We start from the raw sequence: 17744 nt of genomic DNA, 5'->3' as shown, positions 1-17744 counted from the left end.
GCGCTCCTCAAATATTGATGTCGTTGGGGCGCGCCTTGCGCAGCCACCCGGCGACGAACATGCGGGTCAGCGTCACCCCGGTGAAGACCGAGGTGATGATGCCGATGATCAGCACCACCGCAAAGCCGCGCACCGGCCCCGAACCGAAGGCGAACAGCGCCACGCCCGAGATCACGTTGGTGAGGTTGGCGTCGAAGATCGCGCGGCTGGCTTCCTTGTAGCCGGTCTCGACCGCGGCGATGACCTTGCGCCCTCTCGCCCGCTCTTCGCGGATGCGCTCGTTGATCAGCACGTTGGCGTCCACCGCCGCGCCGATGGTGATGACGAAGCCCGCGATCCCCGGCAGGGTCAGGGTGAACCCGCCCAACGCCATGATCCCCAGCAGCATCAGTACGTTGAACACCAGCGCCACGGTCGCATAGACGCCGAAGCGGCCATAGCTCGCCACCATCAGCGCAATCACCGCAAGGCTGCCGATGCCCATCGCGAGCAGGCCCTTGCGGATCGAATCGGCGCCAAGATCAGGCCCGACGGTGCGTTCTTCGACAATCGCCAGCGGCACCGGTAGCGCGCCCGAGCGCAGCGCGATCGCCAGCTGGCTCGCGCTTGCAGCGGTGAAACTACCCGAAATCTGGGCGCTGCCGCCGATGATCGGGCCGCGGATGCTGGGGGCTGAGAGCACCTGTCCGTCGAGGATGATGGCAAAGGGCTTGCCGACGTTCTCGGTGGTCAGTTTGGCGAACTTCGCCCCGCCCTGCGCGTCGAAGGTGATGTTGACCACGTCCTCGTTGGTCTGCGGATCCTTGCCCGCCTGCGCGCCGGTCAGGTTGTCGCCGCGGATGCCGCCGAGCCGTCGCACCGCCAGCGAAGAGCCCTGCTCCGGGGTGCCGGGGGCGAAGGGGAAGATCTCGCTGCCCGCCGGCGCGATCCCCGCCTCGACATTGCTGGGGAGCGCATTCAAATCGACCAGCTTGAATTCAAGCTGCGCGGTCTTGCCGACCAGCGCCTTCAGCGCTTCAGGGTCCTGCAAGCCGGGCACCTGCACCACGATCCGCGTGTCGCCCTGACGGATGATCGTCGGCTCACGCGTGCCAAGCTCGTCGATGCGACGGCGCACGACTTCGGTGGCGCTCGCCATGGCATCGTCGATCGCCTGGTTCACCCCGGCATCGGTCTGGGTGAGCACGATGCGCTGGCCATCGACCACGTTGAGTTCCCACTCGCGCACGGTGTTCGCGCCTTGCATCGCCGGTTCGATCAGCCCGCGTGCACGGTCGATATCGGCCGGACTTTCAAGCATGAAGGACAATTCGCCCCCTGCGGTGGAGACATCGCCGATCCGGATGCGCGGCTTGGCGTTGCGCATCAGCTGGCGGACGGTCTCTTCCATGTTCTCGAGCCGCTGGGCGCGCACGTCGTCGGCCTTGGCCTCGAGCAGCAGGTGCGAGCCGCCGGCAAGGTCGAGCCCGAGGTTGACCTGCGGGTCGGGCAGCGCGGCAGGCCAGTCCAGCCCCGCGACATTGACCAGCGAGGGCAGCGCCAGCAGCGAAGCCGCCAGTGTCACTGCCCAGAGCGAGAGCTTTTTCCAGAGGGGGAAGTCGAGCATTGCGTCAGGGTCTCATGCGCAAGAGAGCAGGTGCGGCGGTCGCCGGATCAATCATTGGCGGGCTTGCCGCCCGGCGGGATGATGTCGCCCAGCGTGGCCTTGATCGCCTTGACGCGGACATTGGTGCCGAGGTCGATCTCGCAATACACATCGTCGACCTTCACCACCTTGCCGACGAGGCCGCCTGCGGTCACCACCTGATCGCCCTTCTTGACGGCGGCGATCTTGGCGCGGTGTTCCTTCTGCTGCTTCATCTGCGGACGGATGATCAGGAACCAGAAGATCGCGACCATGCCGACGATCGGCACGACGTTGGACAACAGGAAGCCCGCCCCCGAGGGCGCGCCCGCGCCGGCAGCGGCGGCGAGAAGTTCGAATGTCATAGGTTAAAGCCCGTCAGGATCCCGTGAAACATGTGTCAGAGCAGCCGCCCTGCCGTTCAAGTGGGCGCGCCTAGCAGCAATGCAAGTCAGCCGCAATCATGGTGCGGATCAGCGTTGTGAACCGGCCACACCCGATCATGCGTGAAACCGGCTTGCAAGCCCCGGCCCGCGCTCCTATAGGCCCCGCTCCACTGGTGTCGGGACGTAGCGCAGCCTGGTAGCGCATCACACTGGGGGTGTGGGGGTCGGAGGTTCGAATCCTCTCGTCCCGACCAGTGGTTTCCCCCCTTTCTGCCGAGCCATTTCCTGTCCGGGGCCGCGCGATTGCGCGGGCGCGGCGGGCGGGCTAGGCTGGGCCGCGACCTCTCCAGGAAAGCCCCCTCGCCCATGAGCCGCTGGCATCTTGCCGCCCCTGTCGACGATATTCGCGAGGCGCTTCTCGGTCTTGAGACCCTGCCCGAGCGGTTCGCCATCGCCACGCTGGTGACGGTCGACGGCTCGGCCCCGCGCGATGTGGGCGCGCAGATGCTGATCACGGCTGAAGCGCATTGGGGCTTCCTGTCGGGCGGCTGCATCGAGGATGACGTTGCGCGCCATGGCCGCGAAGTGCTGGCAGAGGGCGTGCCGCGCCTGCTGCGCTATGGCGAGGGCAGTCCGTGGATCGACATCAAGTTAGCCTGCGGGTCGGGCATCACCGTGCTGGTGGAGCCGGTCGCGAGCGATGAGGACGCGGTGGAGACATGGCTCGACGCTTGGCGCGCACGCCATCCGGTGCTGTGTTCGAGCGACGGGGCGACGCGCACCGCCGACCCAGCGCCCATTGCTCCCGCGCCCGACAATTGGGACGGCACCCGATACGCCCGCCTGTTCCTGCCCCCCTTGCGGCTGGTTCTAATCGGGGAGGATGGCGCGACCCTGAGCTCCGCTGCGCTGGCCCGCGACATGGGCTGGCAGGTCGCGCTCGTCACCCCCGGCGGGCCCGAGACTGCGCCGTGGGAGGGCATCGCCTATCACTGCAGCGCCCCCGCTACCGCGCTCGCCGCAATCGGCATCGACCGCTGGACCGCCATCGCCGTGCTCTCGCACGACCGCGAGGATGACGAGGCCGGACTGGCGGCAGCGCTTCAGTCGGAGGCCTTTTATATCGGTGCGATCGGCGCACGGGTGCGGCTCGATCAGCGCATAGCGCGGCTGCGCGGGCACGGGGTGAGCGAGGCGGCGCTGGCGCGGCTGCATGCGCCGATCGGCCTTGCGGGCTTTTCCAAATCCCCGCGCGATGTCGCTTTGTCGCTGGTGGCCGAAGTCGCTCAGGCCTTCCACGCGGCGACGGCGGCGGCGAGGTCGGACGGCGTGTCGATATCGAGCAGCGCCCCGCTGTCGGCGGTCTCAACATAGGCCACGGCGTCGCCATGCGCCGCGAGCAGCGCGGTCGCACCCCGGTCGCCTTCGAGGGTTATCAGATCACCGAAGGCCGCGCGGGTGAAGGCGACGGGGTGGCCGGGCTTGCCCTTGCAGCGCGGCCTTGCCGCATAGCCCGCCTGCACCGCCGCTGCGACCAGAGGGGGGCATAGCTCCAGCGGCACCAGCGGCATGTCGCCGAGGAAGACGCACACGCCCTCGCTATCAGGGTCGAGCGCTGCAATCCCGGTGCGCAAGCTCGCCGCCATGCCTTCTGCCCAATCAGGTGCGGGAGTTATCGACAAATCGGCACCTGAAAGCGCGCGCGCGATTGCCGCATCTTCGGCCCCGGTGATGGCGATCACCTCGGCAAATCCGACACCCGCGACCCGGTCGGCCACCCGCCGGATCACCGGCGCGCCTGCCAGATCGGCGAGCAGCTTCCCCCCGCCAAAGCGCCGCCCCGCCCCGCCCGCGAGGATCAGCGCCGACCAGCGCGCGATCACGCCTTGGCTTGCGTCAGCACCGGCAGAGTGCGGATGCGCTTGCCCGTCAGCGCGGCGAGCGCGTTGGCGAGCGCCGGCGAGGCAGGCGGCAGGCCCGGCTCCCCGATCCCGCCCGTCTTCGCCCCGCTGTCGATGAAATGCACGTCCACCACAGGCGGCGCATCGGCGAGCTTGAGGATCGGATAGTCGGTGAAGTTACTCTCCACCACCGCGCCCTTGTCCAGCGTCACCTGCTCGCCCATCGCCGAGGACAGCCCCATGATCAGCCCACCCGCAATCTGCGCTTCGGCGTTCAGCGGATTGATCGCGGTGCCGCAATCGACCACCGCGAACGCGCGCACCACCTTGGGGCTGCCGTCATCCTTCAGCGCCACCTCCACCACCTCGGCGACGATGGTGTCGAAGCTTTCGACGATCGCGATCCCGCGCCCGACACCTTCGGGCAGCGGTGTGCCCCAGCCCGAGCGCCTGGCGACTTCATCGAGCACCGCACGGTGCCGTCCGCCCTCGGGCAGATGGTTGCGCCGGAACTGGTAGGGGTCCGCCCCGGCCGCCGCCGCCAGCTCGTCCATGAAGCTTTCGGTATAGAACCCGATCTGCGTCGCATTGACCGAGCGCCACGGGCCGTCGACCTGGTTCGACTGGTAGGCGTAGTGCCGCCGCGAGCTTGCCGGAATGTCGTAGATGAAGGGCACCTCGCCCTCGGCATTGCCGCTCTGGACGTAATCCATCCGCATCGCGGTGATCTGCCCGCTATACAGGCTGGCCTTGAGCGCCGCCGAGGATTGCGGGCGATAGGTGCCGTGACGCACTTCCTCCTCGCGGCTCCAGATCAGCTTGACCGGGTAAGGCACCTGCTTGGCCAGCACAGCGACCTGATCGATGATTTCGACCAGATCGGGGAAACGCCGTCCGAAGCCGCCGCCCATGATCATCGGATTGAACACGACGTTCTCGACATCGAGCCCCGCAGCCTTCGCCGCCTTGGTCCGCGTGCTGAGCGGATCCTGCAAGCCGCCCCACAGGGTAAGCGTGCCGTCCTTGAAATGGCCGGTGAGCGCAAAGGGCTCCATCATCGCGTGATGGAGGAAGGGCACCTTGTATTCGGCCTCGACCAGCTGCGCGCCGCTCGCGCCGAAGGCTGCATCGACATCCCCCGCGCCGCCCTTGTTATCGGGCTTCTCGGCAGTCTGGCGCAGTTTGGCCTGCGCGGCATAGACCGCCGCGGTCGAGACCGATGCGTTGCCGCCATCGCTCCATTTCGGGGCAAGCGCATCGAGGCCTTTCTTCGCCTGCCAATAGCCCTTGCCGACGACGATCACGGCGTCGGGCAGCTTCACGACCTTCTCGACGCCCTTCACGGCCATGGCCGGGGCTTCGTCCAGCGATTCGAGTTTGCCGCCGCGCACCGGGGCCATCGCGATGGTGGCGACGCGCATGTCGGGCAGCGTGAAATCGATCCCGTAGACCGCAGAGCCATCGACCTTGGCGGGAATATCGCGCCGGGGGATGGGCTTGCCGATCAGCTTCCACTGCTCGCGGGTCTTGAGCACCGGGTCGCTGCTGAGCGAACGCTCCGCCGCGCCCGCTGCCAACTCGCCATAGCGCAGCGACTTGCCGGATTTGGCATGGGTGACGACCGAATCGGCGGTGGTGAGTTCGCTCTCGGGAACGCCCAGCCGGTCGGCCGCCTCCGCGATCAGCGCCGCGCGCACCGCCGCGCCGGTGCGGCGCATCGCGACCTCGCCGGTAAAGCGGATCGCGGAGGAGCCGCCGGTGATCATCAGCGGCATCGAGCGCGCCATCATCCCGATCACTGCATCGGGGATCAGCCCGGCGGCAAATTCGCCCGTCATCGTCGGGAGGAAGCCCTTGGCCAGCGCGGCGTTGGCGAAGGCCATGTCCGCCGGGGCTTGCTCGATCGCCACCTTATCCCAGTCGGCATCAAGCTCGTCGGCGAGCATCTGGCCCAAGGCCGTGTGCGAGCCCTGACCGAAATCGATATGCGGCGAGAAGACCGTGACCGTGTCATCCTCGGCGATGGTCATGACGGAGCCGAAGGCCTGCTTGCCCTCGCCGCCGATCAGCGCATTGGCGCGCGCCTTGGCGGAGCTGTCGGTCCACCACACGCCGAAGATCCCGCCGCCCACCACCAACGCGGAACCGGCGAGGAAGATGCGGCGCTTGACGCCCTTTTTCTTGGGCTTGGCAGCGGGGGTTTCGGTTTCCGGGTAATCGAGATCGGGGGTCGGATTGTCGGCCATCACGCGGCTCCTTCGGCTGCGGCAGCGGCGCCGGTGGCGGCGAGGATCGCCTTGCGGATGCGCGGATAGGTGCCGCAGCGGCAGATATTGGTCATCGCCTCGTCGATCTGGTCGTCCGAGGGCGAGCCGACCTGCTCGATCAGCGCCACGGCGGCCATGATCTGTCCCGACTGGCAATAGCCGCATTGCGGCACCTGCGCGTCGATCCAGGCCTGTTGCACCTTATGGAGCGTGCCGTCGGCGGCCTTCAGCCCCTCGATCGTGGTGACGGATTTGCCCGCCACCTCGCCCACCGGCAGGCTGCACGAGCGGGTGAGATTGCCATCGACATGCACCGAGCACGCCCCGCAGGCGGCAACGCCGCAGCCAAACTTCGTCCCGGTCATGCCGAGATCGTCTCGCAGCGCCCAGAGCAGCGGCGTGTCGGGCTCTGCCTCCACGCTGACCGGTTTGCCGTTGACGGAAAATGCGATGGCCACTGGCGGCTCCCCCCGCTGGTTTGATGGTCGGTCTTTCATAGCAACGGACAGGCCCGCGCGCCACTTGTAAAGACCCCGCGCGGATGACCTCGGGCAAATGACGCAGGCTTGCGGGGCACGGCCGCGCTTCGTAAGCGCTGTGGCAACGACGAGAGGATTGCCCCGATGGCCCACACCGCACTTGCCCTGCCGAAAATGCGCTCATGGCTGTTCGCGCCGGGCGACAGTGCAAAGAAGATGGGCAAGGCGATTGCTGGCACTGCCGATATCGCGCTGCTCGATCTTGAGGATTCGGTCGCGCCCGAAAACAAGCCCGCCGCGCGCGCGATGGTGTGCGAGCAGATCACTGCGACGGAGAACCGCGCGCGGCTGTGGGTGCGGATCAATCCGGTCAGCACCCCCGCCTGCATCGCCGATCTGGTCGCGGTCATCCCCGCGCGCCCCGGCGGTGTGTTCCTGCCCAAGGCTGAGGGTGCCGGCGACATCACCCAGCTGCACCACTATCTTACTGCGCTCGAGGCCGCGAACGGCATTCCGCTCGGCCGAACCCTGATGGCGGCGCTGGTGACCGAGACAGCCGCAGCCATGTTCCGCACCGGCGACTATGCGGGCGACTATCCGGGCCGCGAGCGGCTGGTCGCGATGAGCTGGGGCGCGGAGGACTTGTCCTCGGCGCTCGGCGCGCGCGAGCAGCGGGGGCCGGACGGCGAATATTCCCACACCTATGAAATGGCGCGCAGCCTGTGCCTGATCGGGGCTTCGGCGGCGGGCGTCGCGGCGATCGAGACGGTGCAGCCCGAGTTTCGCGATCTCGAGGCTTTGGCAGCCCGCGCGCGGCGGGTGCGGGCGCAGGGGTTCCGCGGGATGCTGGCGATCCATCCCGCGCAGGTCGATCCGATCAACGCCGCCTTCACGCCGAGCGCAGAGGAGTTGGCCCATGCGCGGGCGGTGGTACAGGCCTTTGCCGATCATCCGGGCGCAGGCGTAGTGGCATTGGACGGGGCGATGCTCGACCGTCCGCATCTGGCGCTGGCGCAGCGGCTGCTGGCTGAAGCAGGGACGGAATAGGTTAAATCATTTTCCTACTCTAACCAATCTGGTCATTTTTGTGCGCGACTCACCCAACAGGAGCACGCATTATGGCCCTAGTCGACATTCTCATCGGCCCCATCGCCTCGATCATCGACAAGATCATCCCCGACAAGGAGGCGCAGGCACGCGCCAAGCTCGAGCTGATCGCGCTCGAAGGCACGCAGGAAATGAAGATGATCGAGGCGCAGCTTCAGGCGATCGTCGCCGAGGCGAACTCCGCCGACCCCTGGACCAGCCGCGCCCGGCCGAGCTTTCTTTATGTGATGTATATCCTGCTGCTCGCCGCGCTGCCGATGGGGGTGCTCTCCGCCTTCCACCCCGCCGCCGCGCGTGACATCGCGGCGGGAATGAACGCCTACCTCGCAGGCCTGCCCGAGCCGCTCTACGCGCTCTTCGGCACCGGCTATCTCGGCTACACCGCCGCGCGCCAGTGGGGGAAGGTCAAGGGCGTGGACCGGTAGCACGCCTGCGGCCAATCCTCTGCCGAGATCCTCCGACCCGCCCCTAACAGCATTTGTCACGGGCATCGCCGCAGGCCGCTGCTAGAAAGGCGGTGCGACCCGTGGAGCCGGAGGCTCCTGACTTCATGCCCCCGCCTGCGTGGCGGGGGCATTTTTTCATGACATCCCGCGCCCGGTGGCCTCAACGATCGAGCTTTGGCCGATGCCCCTTCCCCGCATTTGTTCGGCAAGCTAAGCGAGGGCCCATGAGCAACCTCGTCTATGTCCTCAACGGCCCCAACCTCAATCTCCTCGGCACGCGCGAGCCGGAGATTTATGGCACCACCACGCTCGACGACATCGCCGGGATGCTGGAGGATCGCGCCCGCGAACTCGGGCTCGAAATCGAGATGCGCCAGACCAATCACGAAGGCATGCTGGTCGACTGGCTGCACGAGGCGCAGGCCGAGGGTGCGCGCGCGGTGCTGCTCAATGCGGCGGCCTACACCCACACCTCGATCGCGCTGCTGGACGCAATCAAGGCGATCAAAACCCCGGTGGTCGAAGTCCACCTCTCCGACCCCACCACCCGTGAACCCTTCCGCCATATCTCCTATGTCGGGATGGCCGCCGCGCTCACCATCCAGGGGCACGGCGCGGATTCCTACCGCATCGCGCTCGAAGCCGTAGCGTCGGGGCGGGTCTGATCCGTCACCGGTCTTTCACAATTTCCCGCCCTTGCCACTTGCCAGCCGCAATTCGCGGCAATAGTCCCGCGCGGCATACGGGCGATGCACCATAACAAGGGACACACATGGCAAACGACGCTGGCCAATCCGGCAAGGCAAACGGGCGCAAGTCGGGCATGAACATCGACACCGCGCTGGTGCGCGAGCTGGCCGAGCTGCTCAACGAGACCGGCCTCACCGAAATCGAGGTCGAGGATGACGATCGCAAGATCCGCGTCTCGCGCGGGGCCGTTGCCTCGGCCGCGCCGGTCTATGCCGCAGCGCCCGCCCCTGTGGCCGCCGCGCCTGCGCCCGCTGCCGCCGCTGCGCCTGCTCCGGCAGAGGCTGCCGCACCCGCCGGGCCGGACATGACCAACGCCGTAAAGTCGCCGATGGTCGGCACTGCCTATCTGACCCCCGAGCCGGGCGCTGCGCCCTTCATCGCGGTCGGCAAGGCCGTGAAGGAAGGCGACACGCTGCTGATCGTCGAGGCGATGAAGGTGATGAACCCGATCACCGCCCCGCGTTCCGGCACCGTGACCGCGATCCTGATCGAAACGGCCCAGCCGGTCGAATTCGACCAGCCGCTGGTGGTGATTTCGTAAGCTCATGGCCATCAAACGCATCCTGATCGCCAATCGCGGCGAGATCGCGCTGCGCATCCACCGCGCGGCGCATGAAATGGGGATCGAGACGGTCGCGGTGCATTCCACCGCCGATGCCGACGCGATGCATGTGCGCCTCGCCGACCATGCGGTGTGCATCGGCCCGCCGCCCGCGGCCGAGAGCTATCTCAACATCGCCAACATCATCTCGGCTGCCGAAATCGCGCAGTGCGATGCGATCCACCCGGGCTATGGCTTCCTGTCGGAGAACGCCAAGTTCGCCGACATCGTCGAAGCGCACGACATCATCTGGATCGGCCCCAAGCCCGAACACATCCGCACGATGGGCGACAAAGTCGAGGCCAAGCGCACCGCGGGCGCGCTGGGCCTGCCGCTGGTGCCGGGCTCCGACGGCGCGGTTTCCGACTTCGACGAAGCGCGCAAGATCGCCAAGGACATCGGCTATCCCGTGATCATCAAGGCCGCTTCGGGCGGCGGCGGGCGCGGCATGAAGGTGTGCGAGAGCGAGGACAAGCTCGAAACCCTGATGCAGCAGGCCGGCAGCGAGGCGAAGGCCGCTTTCGGTGACGCCACGGTCTATATCGAGAAGTACCTCGGCAACCCGCGCCACATCGAATTTCAGGTGTTCGGCGATGGCAATGGCAATGCGATCCATCTGGGTGAGCGCGACTGCTCGCTCCAGCGCCGCCACCAGAAGGTGCTCGAGGAAGCCCCCTCCCCCGTCATCAGTCACGAAGAGCGGATGCGGATGGGCGAGGTCTGCTCCAAGGCGATGCGCGACATGGCCTATCGCGGCGCGGGGACGATCGAATTCCTGTGGGAAAACGGCGAGTTCTACTTCATCGAGATGAACACCCGCCTGCAAGTCGAACATCCCGTGACCGAAGCGATCACAGGCGTCGATCTGGTGCGCGAGCAGATCCGCATCGCCGAGGGCAAGCCGCTGTCGGTAACGCAGGACGAGCTCGAATTCACCGGCCATGCGATCGAATGCCGGATCAACGCCGAAGACCCCTTCAACTTCGCGCCCTCGCCCGGCCTCGTCACCTATTACCACCCGGCGGGCGGGATGCATGTGCGCGTCGATAGCGGTCTTTATGCCGGATACCGGATCCCGCCCTATTACGATTCCATGATCGCCAAGGTGATCGTCTATGGCCGCAACCGCGAAGGCTGCATCATGCGCCTGCGCCGCGCGCTCGAGGAAATGGTGGTCGAGGGGCCCAAGACCAACATCCCGCTGCATCAGGAACTGCTGCGGCAGGGTGATGTGCTCAACGGCGACTATTCGATCAAATGGCTGGAGAAGTGGCTGGAGGAGCGCGAGGTCTGATCGACCTGCGGCTCGATCAGGACGGAGCACAGCTTTTCCCCGGCGCCGGCACAGCGATGCTGCTGGCTTTGAAGGATTGGTACGCAAGCGCTCCGTCTGCGCCCGGCACCCGCATCACGCAGCTTGGTGCGCTGGGCTCGTTCCTGACAGGATCGGGGCCGATCGCTGCTGTCGTGACGCAATTGGGCGGCGCGAGGATGCGTCCCGTCCGCGCCATTGCCTTCGACAAGTCGCCGCAATCCAACTGGTCGCTTGGCTGGCATCAGGATCGCACCATCAATGTGGCCGGGCGGGCGGAGGTTGAGGGCTACGGCCCATGGACGATCAAACAGGGCAGCCCCCATGTCCAGCCACCCTTCGCGGTGATCGCGGAGATGCTGACGCTGCGCATCCACCTCGATGCGGTCACGCCCGACAACGCGCCGCTGCAAATCGCGCTCGGCTCTCACCGCAGGGGTTACATCGCCGAGTCCGATGTCGCCGCGGTCGTGGCCGAAAGCCCCCAGGCTGCGTGCCTCGCTCAGCCTGGCGATGTATGGGCCTATGCCACCCCGATTCTCCACGCCTCGCAGCGCTCGCGCAGCACCGCGCGGCGGCGCGTGCTGCAGGTCGATTTCAGTTCCGCCGATCTGCCCGTGCCGCTCGAATGGGCGCTGCGAGCCTAACAACGCCATCCCGCGATACATTGGGAAACGTTTTTCGCCTCACGAACTGTTGCCTTCATGCTGCACTGCAACATCCGTTGTGTGGCGCTACGTTGATTTGACGCGCAATTGTCGGCGCCACAGGCTAACACGGCTTCGGGATTGCGCTGCACAGTCGTGCCAAGGAGTGCCTGAATGAACCGCAAGACCCAGATTGTTGTCGTCGGCGGGGGCGCGGGCGGGCTGGAGCTGGTCCGCCGGCTCGGCGCCAAGTATGGGCGCGAGCGGCACGATATCATACTCGTCGACAAGAATCTCAGCCACATCTGGAAGCCCTTGCTGCACGAGGTCGCCGCCGGATCGCTCGACGCGAACCTGGACGAGGTCGGCTATCGCGGGCATTGCCACCGCTGGGGCTATCGCTTCTTTCAGGGCAGCCTCGAAGGGATCGACCGCGATGCCAAGACCATCCGCCTCGCGCCCGTGAAGGACGAGGATGGCAGCGAACTGATCGCGGGCCACACCATCCGCTACGACATTCTCGCGCTGGCGATGGGATCGGTCTCGAACGATTTCGGCGTGCCGGGGGTGAAGGAGCATTGCCTCTACCTCGACAGCCGCGTGCAGGCGGACCGGTTCCGCACCCGGCTGCTCAACCACTGCCTGCGCGTCAGCCGGGCGATGATGAACGATCCCGCAGCCAACGAGCAGGTGCGCGTCGCCATCGTCGGCGGCGGGGCGACCGGCGTGGAACTGGCCGCCGAGCTCTACAACGCGGCCGGGGCGCTGCGGCACTACGGGCTCGAGGTGTTCGACGAGAGCCGGATGCACGTTACCCTGCTCGAAGCCGGGCCGCGCATCCTGCCTGCCCTCCCCGACAAGCTGGCCGCCGCCGCCAAGCACGAGCTCGAAGTGCTCGGCGTCGATGTGCGGCCCGGGGTGCAGGTGGTCGAAGCCCGCCCGCGCCAGCTCATCACCAAGACCGGCGAGGTGATGGAAGCCGATCTGATCGTCTGGGCGGCGGGGGTGAAGGGCGCGGATTTCATCTCCGGCCTCGGGCTGGAGACGAATGGCCGCAACCAGATCCTCGTCACCGACACGCTCCAGACGACGGTCGATCCCTGCATCTATGCGCTGGGCGACTGCGCCAGCTACACCCCACCGGGCGAGGATCGTCCCGTCCCCCCGCGCGCACAGGCGGCGCATCAGATGGCGTCAACGGTGTTCGCCAATATCGTGCGGATGCAGCAGGGCAAGCCGCTGAAGCACTTCACCTATCAGGACAACGGATCACTGGTGTCACTCAGCCGGTTCTCGACCGTCGGCAGCCTCATGGGCAACCTGATCGGCGGGAGCATGGCGATCGAGGGGCGGCTGGCGCGGTTCATCTATACCTCGCTGTATCGCCTGCACCTGATCGGCATCCACGGCTGGGTGAAGGCGACCTTCCTGATGCTGGTCGGCCGCGTCAACCGCATCGTGCGACCCAAGCTGAAGCTGCACTGACCGGTTCAGACCACCCGCCCCGCCTCCCCACCCGGCCACCAATGATACCATCAGGCTATGGTGGCCGGGTGGAGAGGCGGGGCGGGTGGCGCGTGGGTTCGCATCGGCGAACCTTTATATCAAAAGTCGATCTTCAGCCGCAACTCGCCGCCCTGCGCGTTGAAGCCGCCGACGCCCGGCGCGGTGGCGTTGGCCTGCAACTCGGCATTTTCCGACAGCTTGATCCGCGCGCGCGGGATCGCGCTGCCGAAACCGTCGTCCACCGGGCCGATCAGCGGGCCGACACGCGGCGAGGGGCCGGTCACGGCGCAGACCACGATCTCGGAGGTGAGAGGATCGGTGGGTTCGTCGATGCATTCCTCGGCGGGCAGCGGGGGTACGAGCTGGGTGAGATCGATCACCACGGTGCCATCGTCCCTCTCGGCGATCACCGGCGCCGCAGCGCTGGAGCCGTCCTCAGCCGGGGCGGCGAGGATAGACGTTTCGGGCGGCGGTTCGTCGATCATCCGTCTCGCACTCCTCCGCGGTCAATCGAAGCTGAACCCGTGCGCTTTCGCTTCGGCGATTACTTCGGGGCCCGTCAGCATCGGACTTTCCCTAGCAATATCATACCAATCGGGCTTCTCGTCGACAAAAATCTGTTGCTCGATCCCGAAGCCCTTCGGCAGATCGAACAGGCCCGCGAGGAAGCTGCGATTGCCGGTCGGCAGGAAGCGATACCACAGGTTGCTGCCGCAGGTGCCGCAGAAGGCGCGCTCGGCCCATTGGCTCGAGCGATAGACGGTCACCGCGTCCTCGCCCGTGACCTCGGCGGCTTCGCCCTTCACGCCGGCGTAGAATACACCGCCCCATCGCTGGCACATACCGCAGTGGCAGATATCGACCTCGCACCGCATCGCCGTCACCGTGATCGTCACCGCGCCGCAGAGGCAGTGCCCGGTCACAGGCTCCGCGAGACGGGCCGTGTCACTCACAGCGGAACGCCGGGTTCCTGCTTGGCGGTGCGGATAGTGAGCGAGGTCTTGACGCTTTCCACATTGGGCGCGGGCGTCAGCTTGCCGGTCAGAAATTCCTGAAAGCTCTGCAAGTCCTTGCTGACGATCTTCAGGATGAAGTCGATCTCGCCGTTGAGCATGTGGCATTCGCGCACTTCGGGCAGCGCGCGCATGTGCTCCTCGAACTCGCGCAAGCTGCTTTCGGCCTGGCTCTTCAGGCTGACCATCGCAAACACGGTGATCGCGAAGCCGAGCTTCGACGGGTCGAGATCGGCGTGATAGCCACGGATGACGCCATCTTCCTCGAGCCCCCGCACCCGGCGCAGGCAGGGCGGCGCGGTCAGCCCGACGCGCTGGGCGAGTTCGACATTGGTGACGCGGCCTTCTGCCTGCAATTCCGCCAGCAGACGGCGGTCGATATCGTCGAGATTGGCCACGTGGCTTAAGCTCCTCCGGCGCAGGGTGCCGGGCCGGAGGGCGAGGCAGGCGCGCTATGATCCCAAAGAAACAAGAGGCGTGCCGCATGGCTCGCTCGGCTAATATTATTAGGTCTGCCAGCAATTGTCCCGCTTTGCAACGCACCTTTCGCGTCAGACTGTGACAAATGCTCCAGCCTGATAAGACGGCGGGGACTAAGCCGACTATAGCGGCGCTGCACCCGCCGGCCATGCGCGCGATTCGCGCCGCCTGCGTGTATTGAGGAGAGTTGTTTGTTTTTCGACGATCGCCTTGCCACCGTGCTGCGCCAGCGCGCCATGGGCGAGGGATCGTTGCGCACGCAATATCGGCAATTGCTCGATCTTCTGGGCCGCAGGCGCATCCATGCGCCGGGCGACGATCACAGCCTGCTCGCCGCCGCCTGGCTGCGGATGGACGCGCTCGCCGAGGCGATCCCGGCCGACGCACGCGCGCGGATGATCCGTGAGCCTGGCTGGCGCTTCCAGAGCCCCGATCTCGCCTCGCATCTGGCCGATCACGAGCCCGAAGTCGCCGCTGCCGCCCTGACCCGCGCCGATCTCGCCAGCGAGGATTGGGCCGCGCTGATCCCGCGCCTGCCGGTGCGCGCGCGCGGGTTTCTGCGATTGCGCCGCGATCTGCCGGTCGATGTCGAGGCGCTGCTGGCGCGGCTGGGGGTGCATGACCGCGGCCTGCCCGCGCCCGCGCCCGCAGCGAGCGATGACGCCGCGCAGGCCTCGGCCGAGACAGCGGCGCGGCCCACTCTTGCCCCGGCACCGATTGCGACACGCCCCGCCCAACCCATCCCGCTGCACCCCTCCCCCGCCAATCGCCGCGACCGCGACGAAAGCGGGCGCACCGAAATCTCCGCGCTGGTCGAGCGCATCGCCCAGTTCCGGCGCAGCCGCGGCGATAATCCGATCGACCTCGAACAGTCGCCCCGCCTACCGCTGGGGGAGCTGGCGCAGCGCCCGGATCGCACGCTGTCCAGCTTCGGCTTTGCCGCCGACACCGCCGGGCGGATCAACTGGGCCGTCAGCGACGTCGCACCGATGGTGGTGGGCACCCGCCTGTTCGGTGCGGATGACGCGATCGCCCGCGCCTTTGCCCGCCGCCAGCCGATCAGCGGCGGCGCGGTGAGCCTTGCGGGCGCGCCGGCCATCACCGGCGAATGGAGCCTCGATGCGGAGCCGCATTTCCGCGAGGACGGGCACTTCACCGGCTATCTCGGGCGGCTGCGCCGGGTGCCCGATCCGGCGGCGCGCACCCCCGGGCCCGAAGCGCGCGAGGCTGATCGGATCCGCCAGCTCCTCCACGAATTGCGCACGCCCGTCACCGCGGTGCAGGGCTATGCCGAGGTGATCCAGCAACAACTGTTCGGCCCGGCCCCGCACGAATACCGCGCTCTCGCCGCGGCGATCGCCGCCGATGCCGCGCGCATCCTTTCCGGGTTCGAGGAGCTTGACCGGCTTGCCCGGCTGGAAACCGGGGCGACGCGGATCGAGCCCGGGGAATCCGATCTGGCCGCGCTGGTGCGCCGCACCGCCGCGCAGCTCGATCCGGTGCTGGCCCCGCAAGGTGCCGGGCTCGACCCCGCTTTCGCGCTTGAGACCGCGCTGTTGATCGGGCTCGACCCCGAGGATGCCGAAGCGCTGGTCTGGCGGGTGCTCGCCAGCCTCGGCGCAGCATGCGGCGCGGGCGAGCGGATCGGTGTGACGCTCGCATCCCTTAACTCGCCGGGCGGACAGGCCATGGCGCGGCTGGCGTGCCAGCTTCCTGCCACATTGGCCGCAGCGGACAATCTCTTTGCCGCCACCACCCGCTCTGCCGAGAGCACGATCAATGCCGGGCTGTTCGGCACCGGCTTTGCCCTGCGCCTCGCCCGCGCCGAAGCTCGCGCCGCGGGTGGCGGGCTGGGCCGCGAAGGCACCGACCTGATCTTGACGCTCCCTTTACTTCGCGAGACTAGCATCTTCGCAGATACGGCCTGAGCCGAAAGGATCGCGACCGGGAGGCGCAAGTCAGGGGGATGACGACAGGTTCGATGCTCGAGGTGCCGCCCGCCGGGCGCAGCGCCCGCTTTGCGCCCGGCTTCGGGCGGCGGGTGCTGCTGACGGTCGACACCGAAGAGGAATTCGACTGGCGCGCCCCGTTCCGCCGCGATGGCTATGGGCTCAGCCACCTCGCCGCGCTCCCGCGCTTTCAGGCCTTTTGCGAGACGATCGGCGCGCATCCGGTCTATCTGGTGGACTGGCCGGTGGTGAACGAGCCCCGCGCGGTCGCCATCATTGGCGATGCCGTGCGGCGCGGCGTTGCCGATGTCGGCGTGCAACTCCACCCCTGGGTCAACCCGCCCTTCGAGGAGGAGGTGAGCGAGCGCAATTCCTTCGCCGGCAACCTTCCGCCCGCGCAGGAGGCGGCCAAGTTCACCATGCTACGCGATGCGATCGAGACCGCGTTCGGCACCGCGCCGCTGATCTACCGCGCCGGGCGCTACGGACTGGGCCCGCACACCGCCGACCTGCTCAAGCAGGCGGGAATCCGGATCGATACCTCGGTGCGCCCGCTGTTCGATTACAGTCCGCAAGGCGGGCCCGATTACAGCAATCACCCGCTCGCGCCTTACTGGGCCGACCCCGAAGGCGCGCTGCTCGAACTGCCAGTAAGCAGCACCTATGCGGGCCTGCTGAGCCCGGTGGGGCCGCTGATCCACCGCGTGCAGCGCCATTTGCCGACGGTATATTCGGGCTTTTCGCGCGCCGGCCTGCTCGAACGCATCGCGCTGACCCCCGAAGGCGTGTCGCGTGACGAAGCGCTGCGCGGGATCGACATTCTGCTCCGGAGCGACCTGCCGCTGCTGGTGCTCTCGTTCCACAGTCCGACCCTCGCGCCGGGCCACACGCCCTACACCAAGACCGAAGCCGATGTCGAAGCGCTCTACGGCTGGTTCGCGGCGGTCTACGCGCATCTCGCCGCGCGCGGGATATCGAGCTGCACCGTTGCAGAGATCATCGCCGCCACTACCCGTTAGAGCGCTTGTATCCCCGCCGCGCGCACAGTAGAGGCGGGGCTCGTCCTGTCTTCCGGTGCCTTGCGCGCAAGCCAGGGGCCTGTAGCTCAGCGGTTAGAGCTGGCCGCTCATAACGGCTAGGTCGCGGGTTCGAATCCTGCCGGGCCCACCGGAAGGGCGATGAGTAAAGTGTCGGGGAGTGGCGCAGTCCGGTAGCGCGCTTGCTTTGGGAGCAAGATGTCGCAGGTTCGAATCCTGTCTCCCCGACCACTTTCCTT

At 67.2% G+C, this 17744-nt stretch carries 18 protein-coding genes and 3 tRNA genes; 13 read left to right on the top strand and 8 right to left on the bottom strand.

Annotated features, from left to right (window positions below; all coding sequences use genetic code 11):
• Positions 1–7: 7 nt before the first annotated feature.
• Both secD and yajC read right to left on the bottom strand, forming a co-directional pair.
• Positions 8–1606: a protein translocase subunit SecD gene (secD, locus tag BZF59_RS10455; RefSeq protein ID WP_086608179.1), complete on the bottom strand. Its 1599-nt coding sequence runs from the start codon at positions 1604–1606 to the stop codon at positions 8–10.
• Positions 1607–1653: 47 nt separating this feature from the next.
• Complete coding sequence (yajC, locus tag BZF59_RS10450) at positions 1654–1989, bottom strand: preprotein translocase subunit YajC (RefSeq protein WP_086608178.1); 336 nt, start codon at positions 1987–1989, stop codon at positions 1654–1656.
• A 198-nt stretch (positions 1990–2187) separates the two neighbouring features.
• On the opposite strand from yajC, the gene BZF59_RS10445 reads away from it, so the two are divergent.
• Positions 2188–2264, top strand: a tRNA-Pro gene (locus BZF59_RS10445).
• Between the two features lie 112 nt (positions 2265–2376).
• Complete coding sequence (locus BZF59_RS10440; protein WP_086608177.1) at positions 2377–3384, top strand: XdhC family protein; 1008 nt, start codon at positions 2377–2379, stop codon at positions 3382–3384.
• Here the strand turns inward: BZF59_RS10440 and BZF59_RS10435 are convergent.
• From BZF59_RS10435 to BZF59_RS10425, 3 genes are read right to left on the bottom strand one after another with little or no spacing between them, the layout of a single operon-like run.
• A complete protein-coding gene (locus tag BZF59_RS10435) occupies positions 3297–3893 on the bottom strand; it encodes a nucleotidyltransferase family protein (protein ID WP_086608176.1) in 597 nt (198 codons plus the stop codon). The genes BZF59_RS10440 and BZF59_RS10435 overlap by 88 nt on opposite strands.
• Positions 3890–6157 carry a xanthine dehydrogenase family protein molybdopterin-binding subunit gene (locus tag BZF59_RS10430; RefSeq protein ID WP_086608175.1) on the bottom strand — a complete coding sequence of 756 codons (2268 nt, stop codon included), beginning with the start codon at positions 6155–6157 and terminating at the stop codon, positions 3890–3892. The genes BZF59_RS10435 and BZF59_RS10430 overlap by 4 nt, the downstream gene beginning before the upstream one ends.
• Positions 6157–6636 (bottom strand): (2Fe-2S)-binding protein, encoded by a 480-nt coding sequence (locus BZF59_RS10425; protein WP_425429572.1) that lies wholly within the window; start codon positions 6634–6636, stop codon positions 6157–6159. Before BZF59_RS10425 ends, BZF59_RS10430 begins: the two co-directional genes overlap by 1 nt.
• 165 nt (positions 6637–6801) lie before the next feature.
• Here BZF59_RS10425 and BZF59_RS10420 point away from each other — a divergent pair, with 165 nt between their 5' ends.
• The 7 genes from BZF59_RS10420 (at position 6802) to BZF59_RS10390 (ending at position 13005) form a co-directional block, all read left to right on the top strand.
• Entirely contained in the window at positions 6802–7704 is a 903-nt protein-coding gene (locus BZF59_RS10420) for an HpcH/HpaI aldolase/citrate lyase family protein (protein WP_245806110.1), read from the top strand.
• A 71-nt stretch (positions 7705–7775) separates the two neighbouring features.
• The gene (locus BZF59_RS10415) at positions 7776–8189 is read left to right on the top strand and encodes a holin family protein (RefSeq protein WP_086608174.1); all 414 of its coding nucleotides are present in this window, start codon (positions 7776–7778) and stop codon (positions 8187–8189) included.
• A gap of 245 nt (positions 8190–8434) precedes the next feature.
• Entirely contained in the window at positions 8435–8875 is a 441-nt protein-coding gene (locus tag BZF59_RS10410; protein ID WP_086608173.1) for a type II 3-dehydroquinate dehydratase, read from the top strand.
• Between the two features lie 107 nt (positions 8876–8982).
• Complete coding sequence (accB, locus tag BZF59_RS10405; protein WP_086608172.1) at positions 8983–9501, top strand: acetyl-CoA carboxylase biotin carboxyl carrier protein; 519 nt, start codon at positions 8983–8985, stop codon at positions 9499–9501.
• A 4-nt stretch (positions 9502–9505) separates the two neighbouring features.
• The gene (gene accC / locus BZF59_RS10400; protein WP_086608171.1) at positions 9506–10855 is read left to right on the top strand and encodes an acetyl-CoA carboxylase biotin carboxylase subunit; all 1350 of its coding nucleotides are present in this window, start codon (positions 9506–9508) and stop codon (positions 10853–10855) included.
• Positions 10819–11520 (top strand): phytanoyl-CoA dioxygenase family protein, encoded by a 702-nt coding sequence (locus BZF59_RS10395; protein ID WP_143738143.1) that lies wholly within the window; start codon positions 10819–10821, stop codon positions 11518–11520. Before accC ends, BZF59_RS10395 begins: the two co-directional genes overlap by 37 nt.
• A gap of 174 nt (positions 11521–11694) precedes the next feature.
• Complete coding sequence (locus BZF59_RS10390; RefSeq protein WP_086608169.1) at positions 11695–13005, top strand: NAD(P)/FAD-dependent oxidoreductase; 1311 nt, start codon at positions 11695–11697, stop codon at positions 13003–13005.
• Between the two features lie 119 nt (positions 13006–13124).
• Here BZF59_RS10390 and BZF59_RS10385 read toward each other — a convergent pair whose 3' ends face one another.
• Genes BZF59_RS10385 through BZF59_RS10375 form a run of 3 tightly spaced genes read right to left on the bottom strand, consistent with a single transcriptional unit; the run spans position 13125 to position 14437 of the window.
• Positions 13125–13511, bottom strand: a complete 387-nt coding sequence (locus BZF59_RS10385) for a hypothetical protein (protein ID WP_086608168.1) — start codon at positions 13509–13511, stop codon at positions 13125–13127.
• A 21-nt stretch (positions 13512–13532) separates the two neighbouring features.
• Positions 13533–13979 (bottom strand): GFA family protein, encoded by a 447-nt coding sequence (locus BZF59_RS10380; RefSeq protein WP_245806109.1) that lies wholly within the window; start codon positions 13977–13979, stop codon positions 13533–13535.
• Positions 13976–14437, bottom strand: coding sequence for an Lrp/AsnC family transcriptional regulator (locus BZF59_RS10375; RefSeq protein WP_068862764.1), 462 nt, complete (start codon positions 14435–14437; stop codon positions 13976–13978). The genes BZF59_RS10380 and BZF59_RS10375 overlap by 4 nt, the downstream gene beginning before the upstream one ends.
• 273 nt (positions 14438–14710) lie before the next feature.
• On the opposite strand from BZF59_RS10375, the gene BZF59_RS10370 reads away from it, so the two are divergent.
• From BZF59_RS10370 to BZF59_RS10355, 4 genes are all read left to right on the top strand, one after another.
• The gene (locus tag BZF59_RS10370) at positions 14711–16447 is read left to right on the top strand and encodes a histidine kinase dimerization/phospho-acceptor domain-containing protein (protein ID WP_086608167.1); all 1737 of its coding nucleotides are present in this window, start codon (positions 14711–14713) and stop codon (positions 16445–16447) included.
• A 38-nt stretch (positions 16448–16485) separates the two neighbouring features.
• Entirely contained in the window at positions 16486–17487 is a 1002-nt protein-coding gene (locus BZF59_RS10365; RefSeq protein ID WP_086608166.1) for a polysaccharide deacetylase family protein, read from the top strand.
• Positions 17488–17562: 75 nt separating this feature from the next.
• Positions 17563–17635 (top strand) — tRNA-Ile (locus BZF59_RS10360).
• 24 nt (positions 17636–17659) lie between these two features.
• Positions 17660–17736: transfer RNA gene (locus tag BZF59_RS10355), tRNA-Pro, on the top strand.
• Positions 17737–17744 lie beyond the last annotated feature (8 nt).

Source organism: Erythrobacter donghaensis (genome assembly GCF_002155425.1).
GTDB lineage: Bacteria > Pseudomonadota > Alphaproteobacteria > Sphingomonadales > Sphingomonadaceae > Erythrobacter > Erythrobacter donghaensis.
This window is presented reverse-complemented; position numbering and strand designations above follow the sequence as displayed.

Coding starts and splice junctions, on each gene's coding strand:
- BZF59_RS10430 (WP_086608175.1), bottom strand. CDS start 6,157: ATGGCCGACAATCCGACCCCCGATCTCGATTACCCGGAAACCGAAACC.
- BZF59_RS10440 (WP_086608177.1), top strand. CDS start 2,377: ATGAGCCGCTGGCATCTTGCCGCCCCTGTCGACGATATTCGCGAGGCG.
- BZF59_RS10420 (WP_245806110.1), top strand. CDS start 6,802: ATGGCCCACACCGCACTTGCCCTGCCGAAAATGCGCTCATGGCTGTTC.
- BZF59_RS10395 (WP_143738143.1), top strand. CDS start 10,819: ATGGCTGGAGAAGTGGCTGGAGGAGCGCGAGGTCTGATCGACCTGCGG.
- secD (WP_086608179.1), bottom strand. CDS start 1,606: ATGCTCGACTTCCCCCTCTGGAAAAAGCTCTCGCTCTGGGCAGTGACA.
- yajC (WP_086608178.1), bottom strand. CDS start 1,989: ATGACATTCGAACTTCTCGCCGCCGCTGCCGGCGCGGGCGCGCCCTCG.
- BZF59_RS10410 (WP_086608173.1), top strand. CDS start 8,435: ATGAGCAACCTCGTCTATGTCCTCAACGGCCCCAACCTCAATCTCCTC.
- accC (WP_086608171.1), top strand. CDS start 9,506: ATGGCCATCAAACGCATCCTGATCGCCAATCGCGGCGAGATCGCGCTG.
- BZF59_RS10385 (WP_086608168.1), bottom strand. CDS start 13,511: ATGATCGACGAACCGCCGCCCGAAACGTCTATCCTCGCCGCCCCGGCT.
- accB (WP_086608172.1), top strand. CDS start 8,983: ATGGCAAACGACGCTGGCCAATCCGGCAAGGCAAACGGGCGCAAGTCG.
- BZF59_RS10415 (WP_086608174.1), top strand. CDS start 7,776: ATGGCCCTAGTCGACATTCTCATCGGCCCCATCGCCTCGATCATCGAC.
- BZF59_RS10390 (WP_086608169.1), top strand. CDS start 11,695: ATGAACCGCAAGACCCAGATTGTTGTCGTCGGCGGGGGCGCGGGCGGG.
- BZF59_RS10365 (WP_086608166.1), top strand. CDS start 16,486: ATGACGACAGGTTCGATGCTCGAGGTGCCGCCCGCCGGGCGCAGCGCC.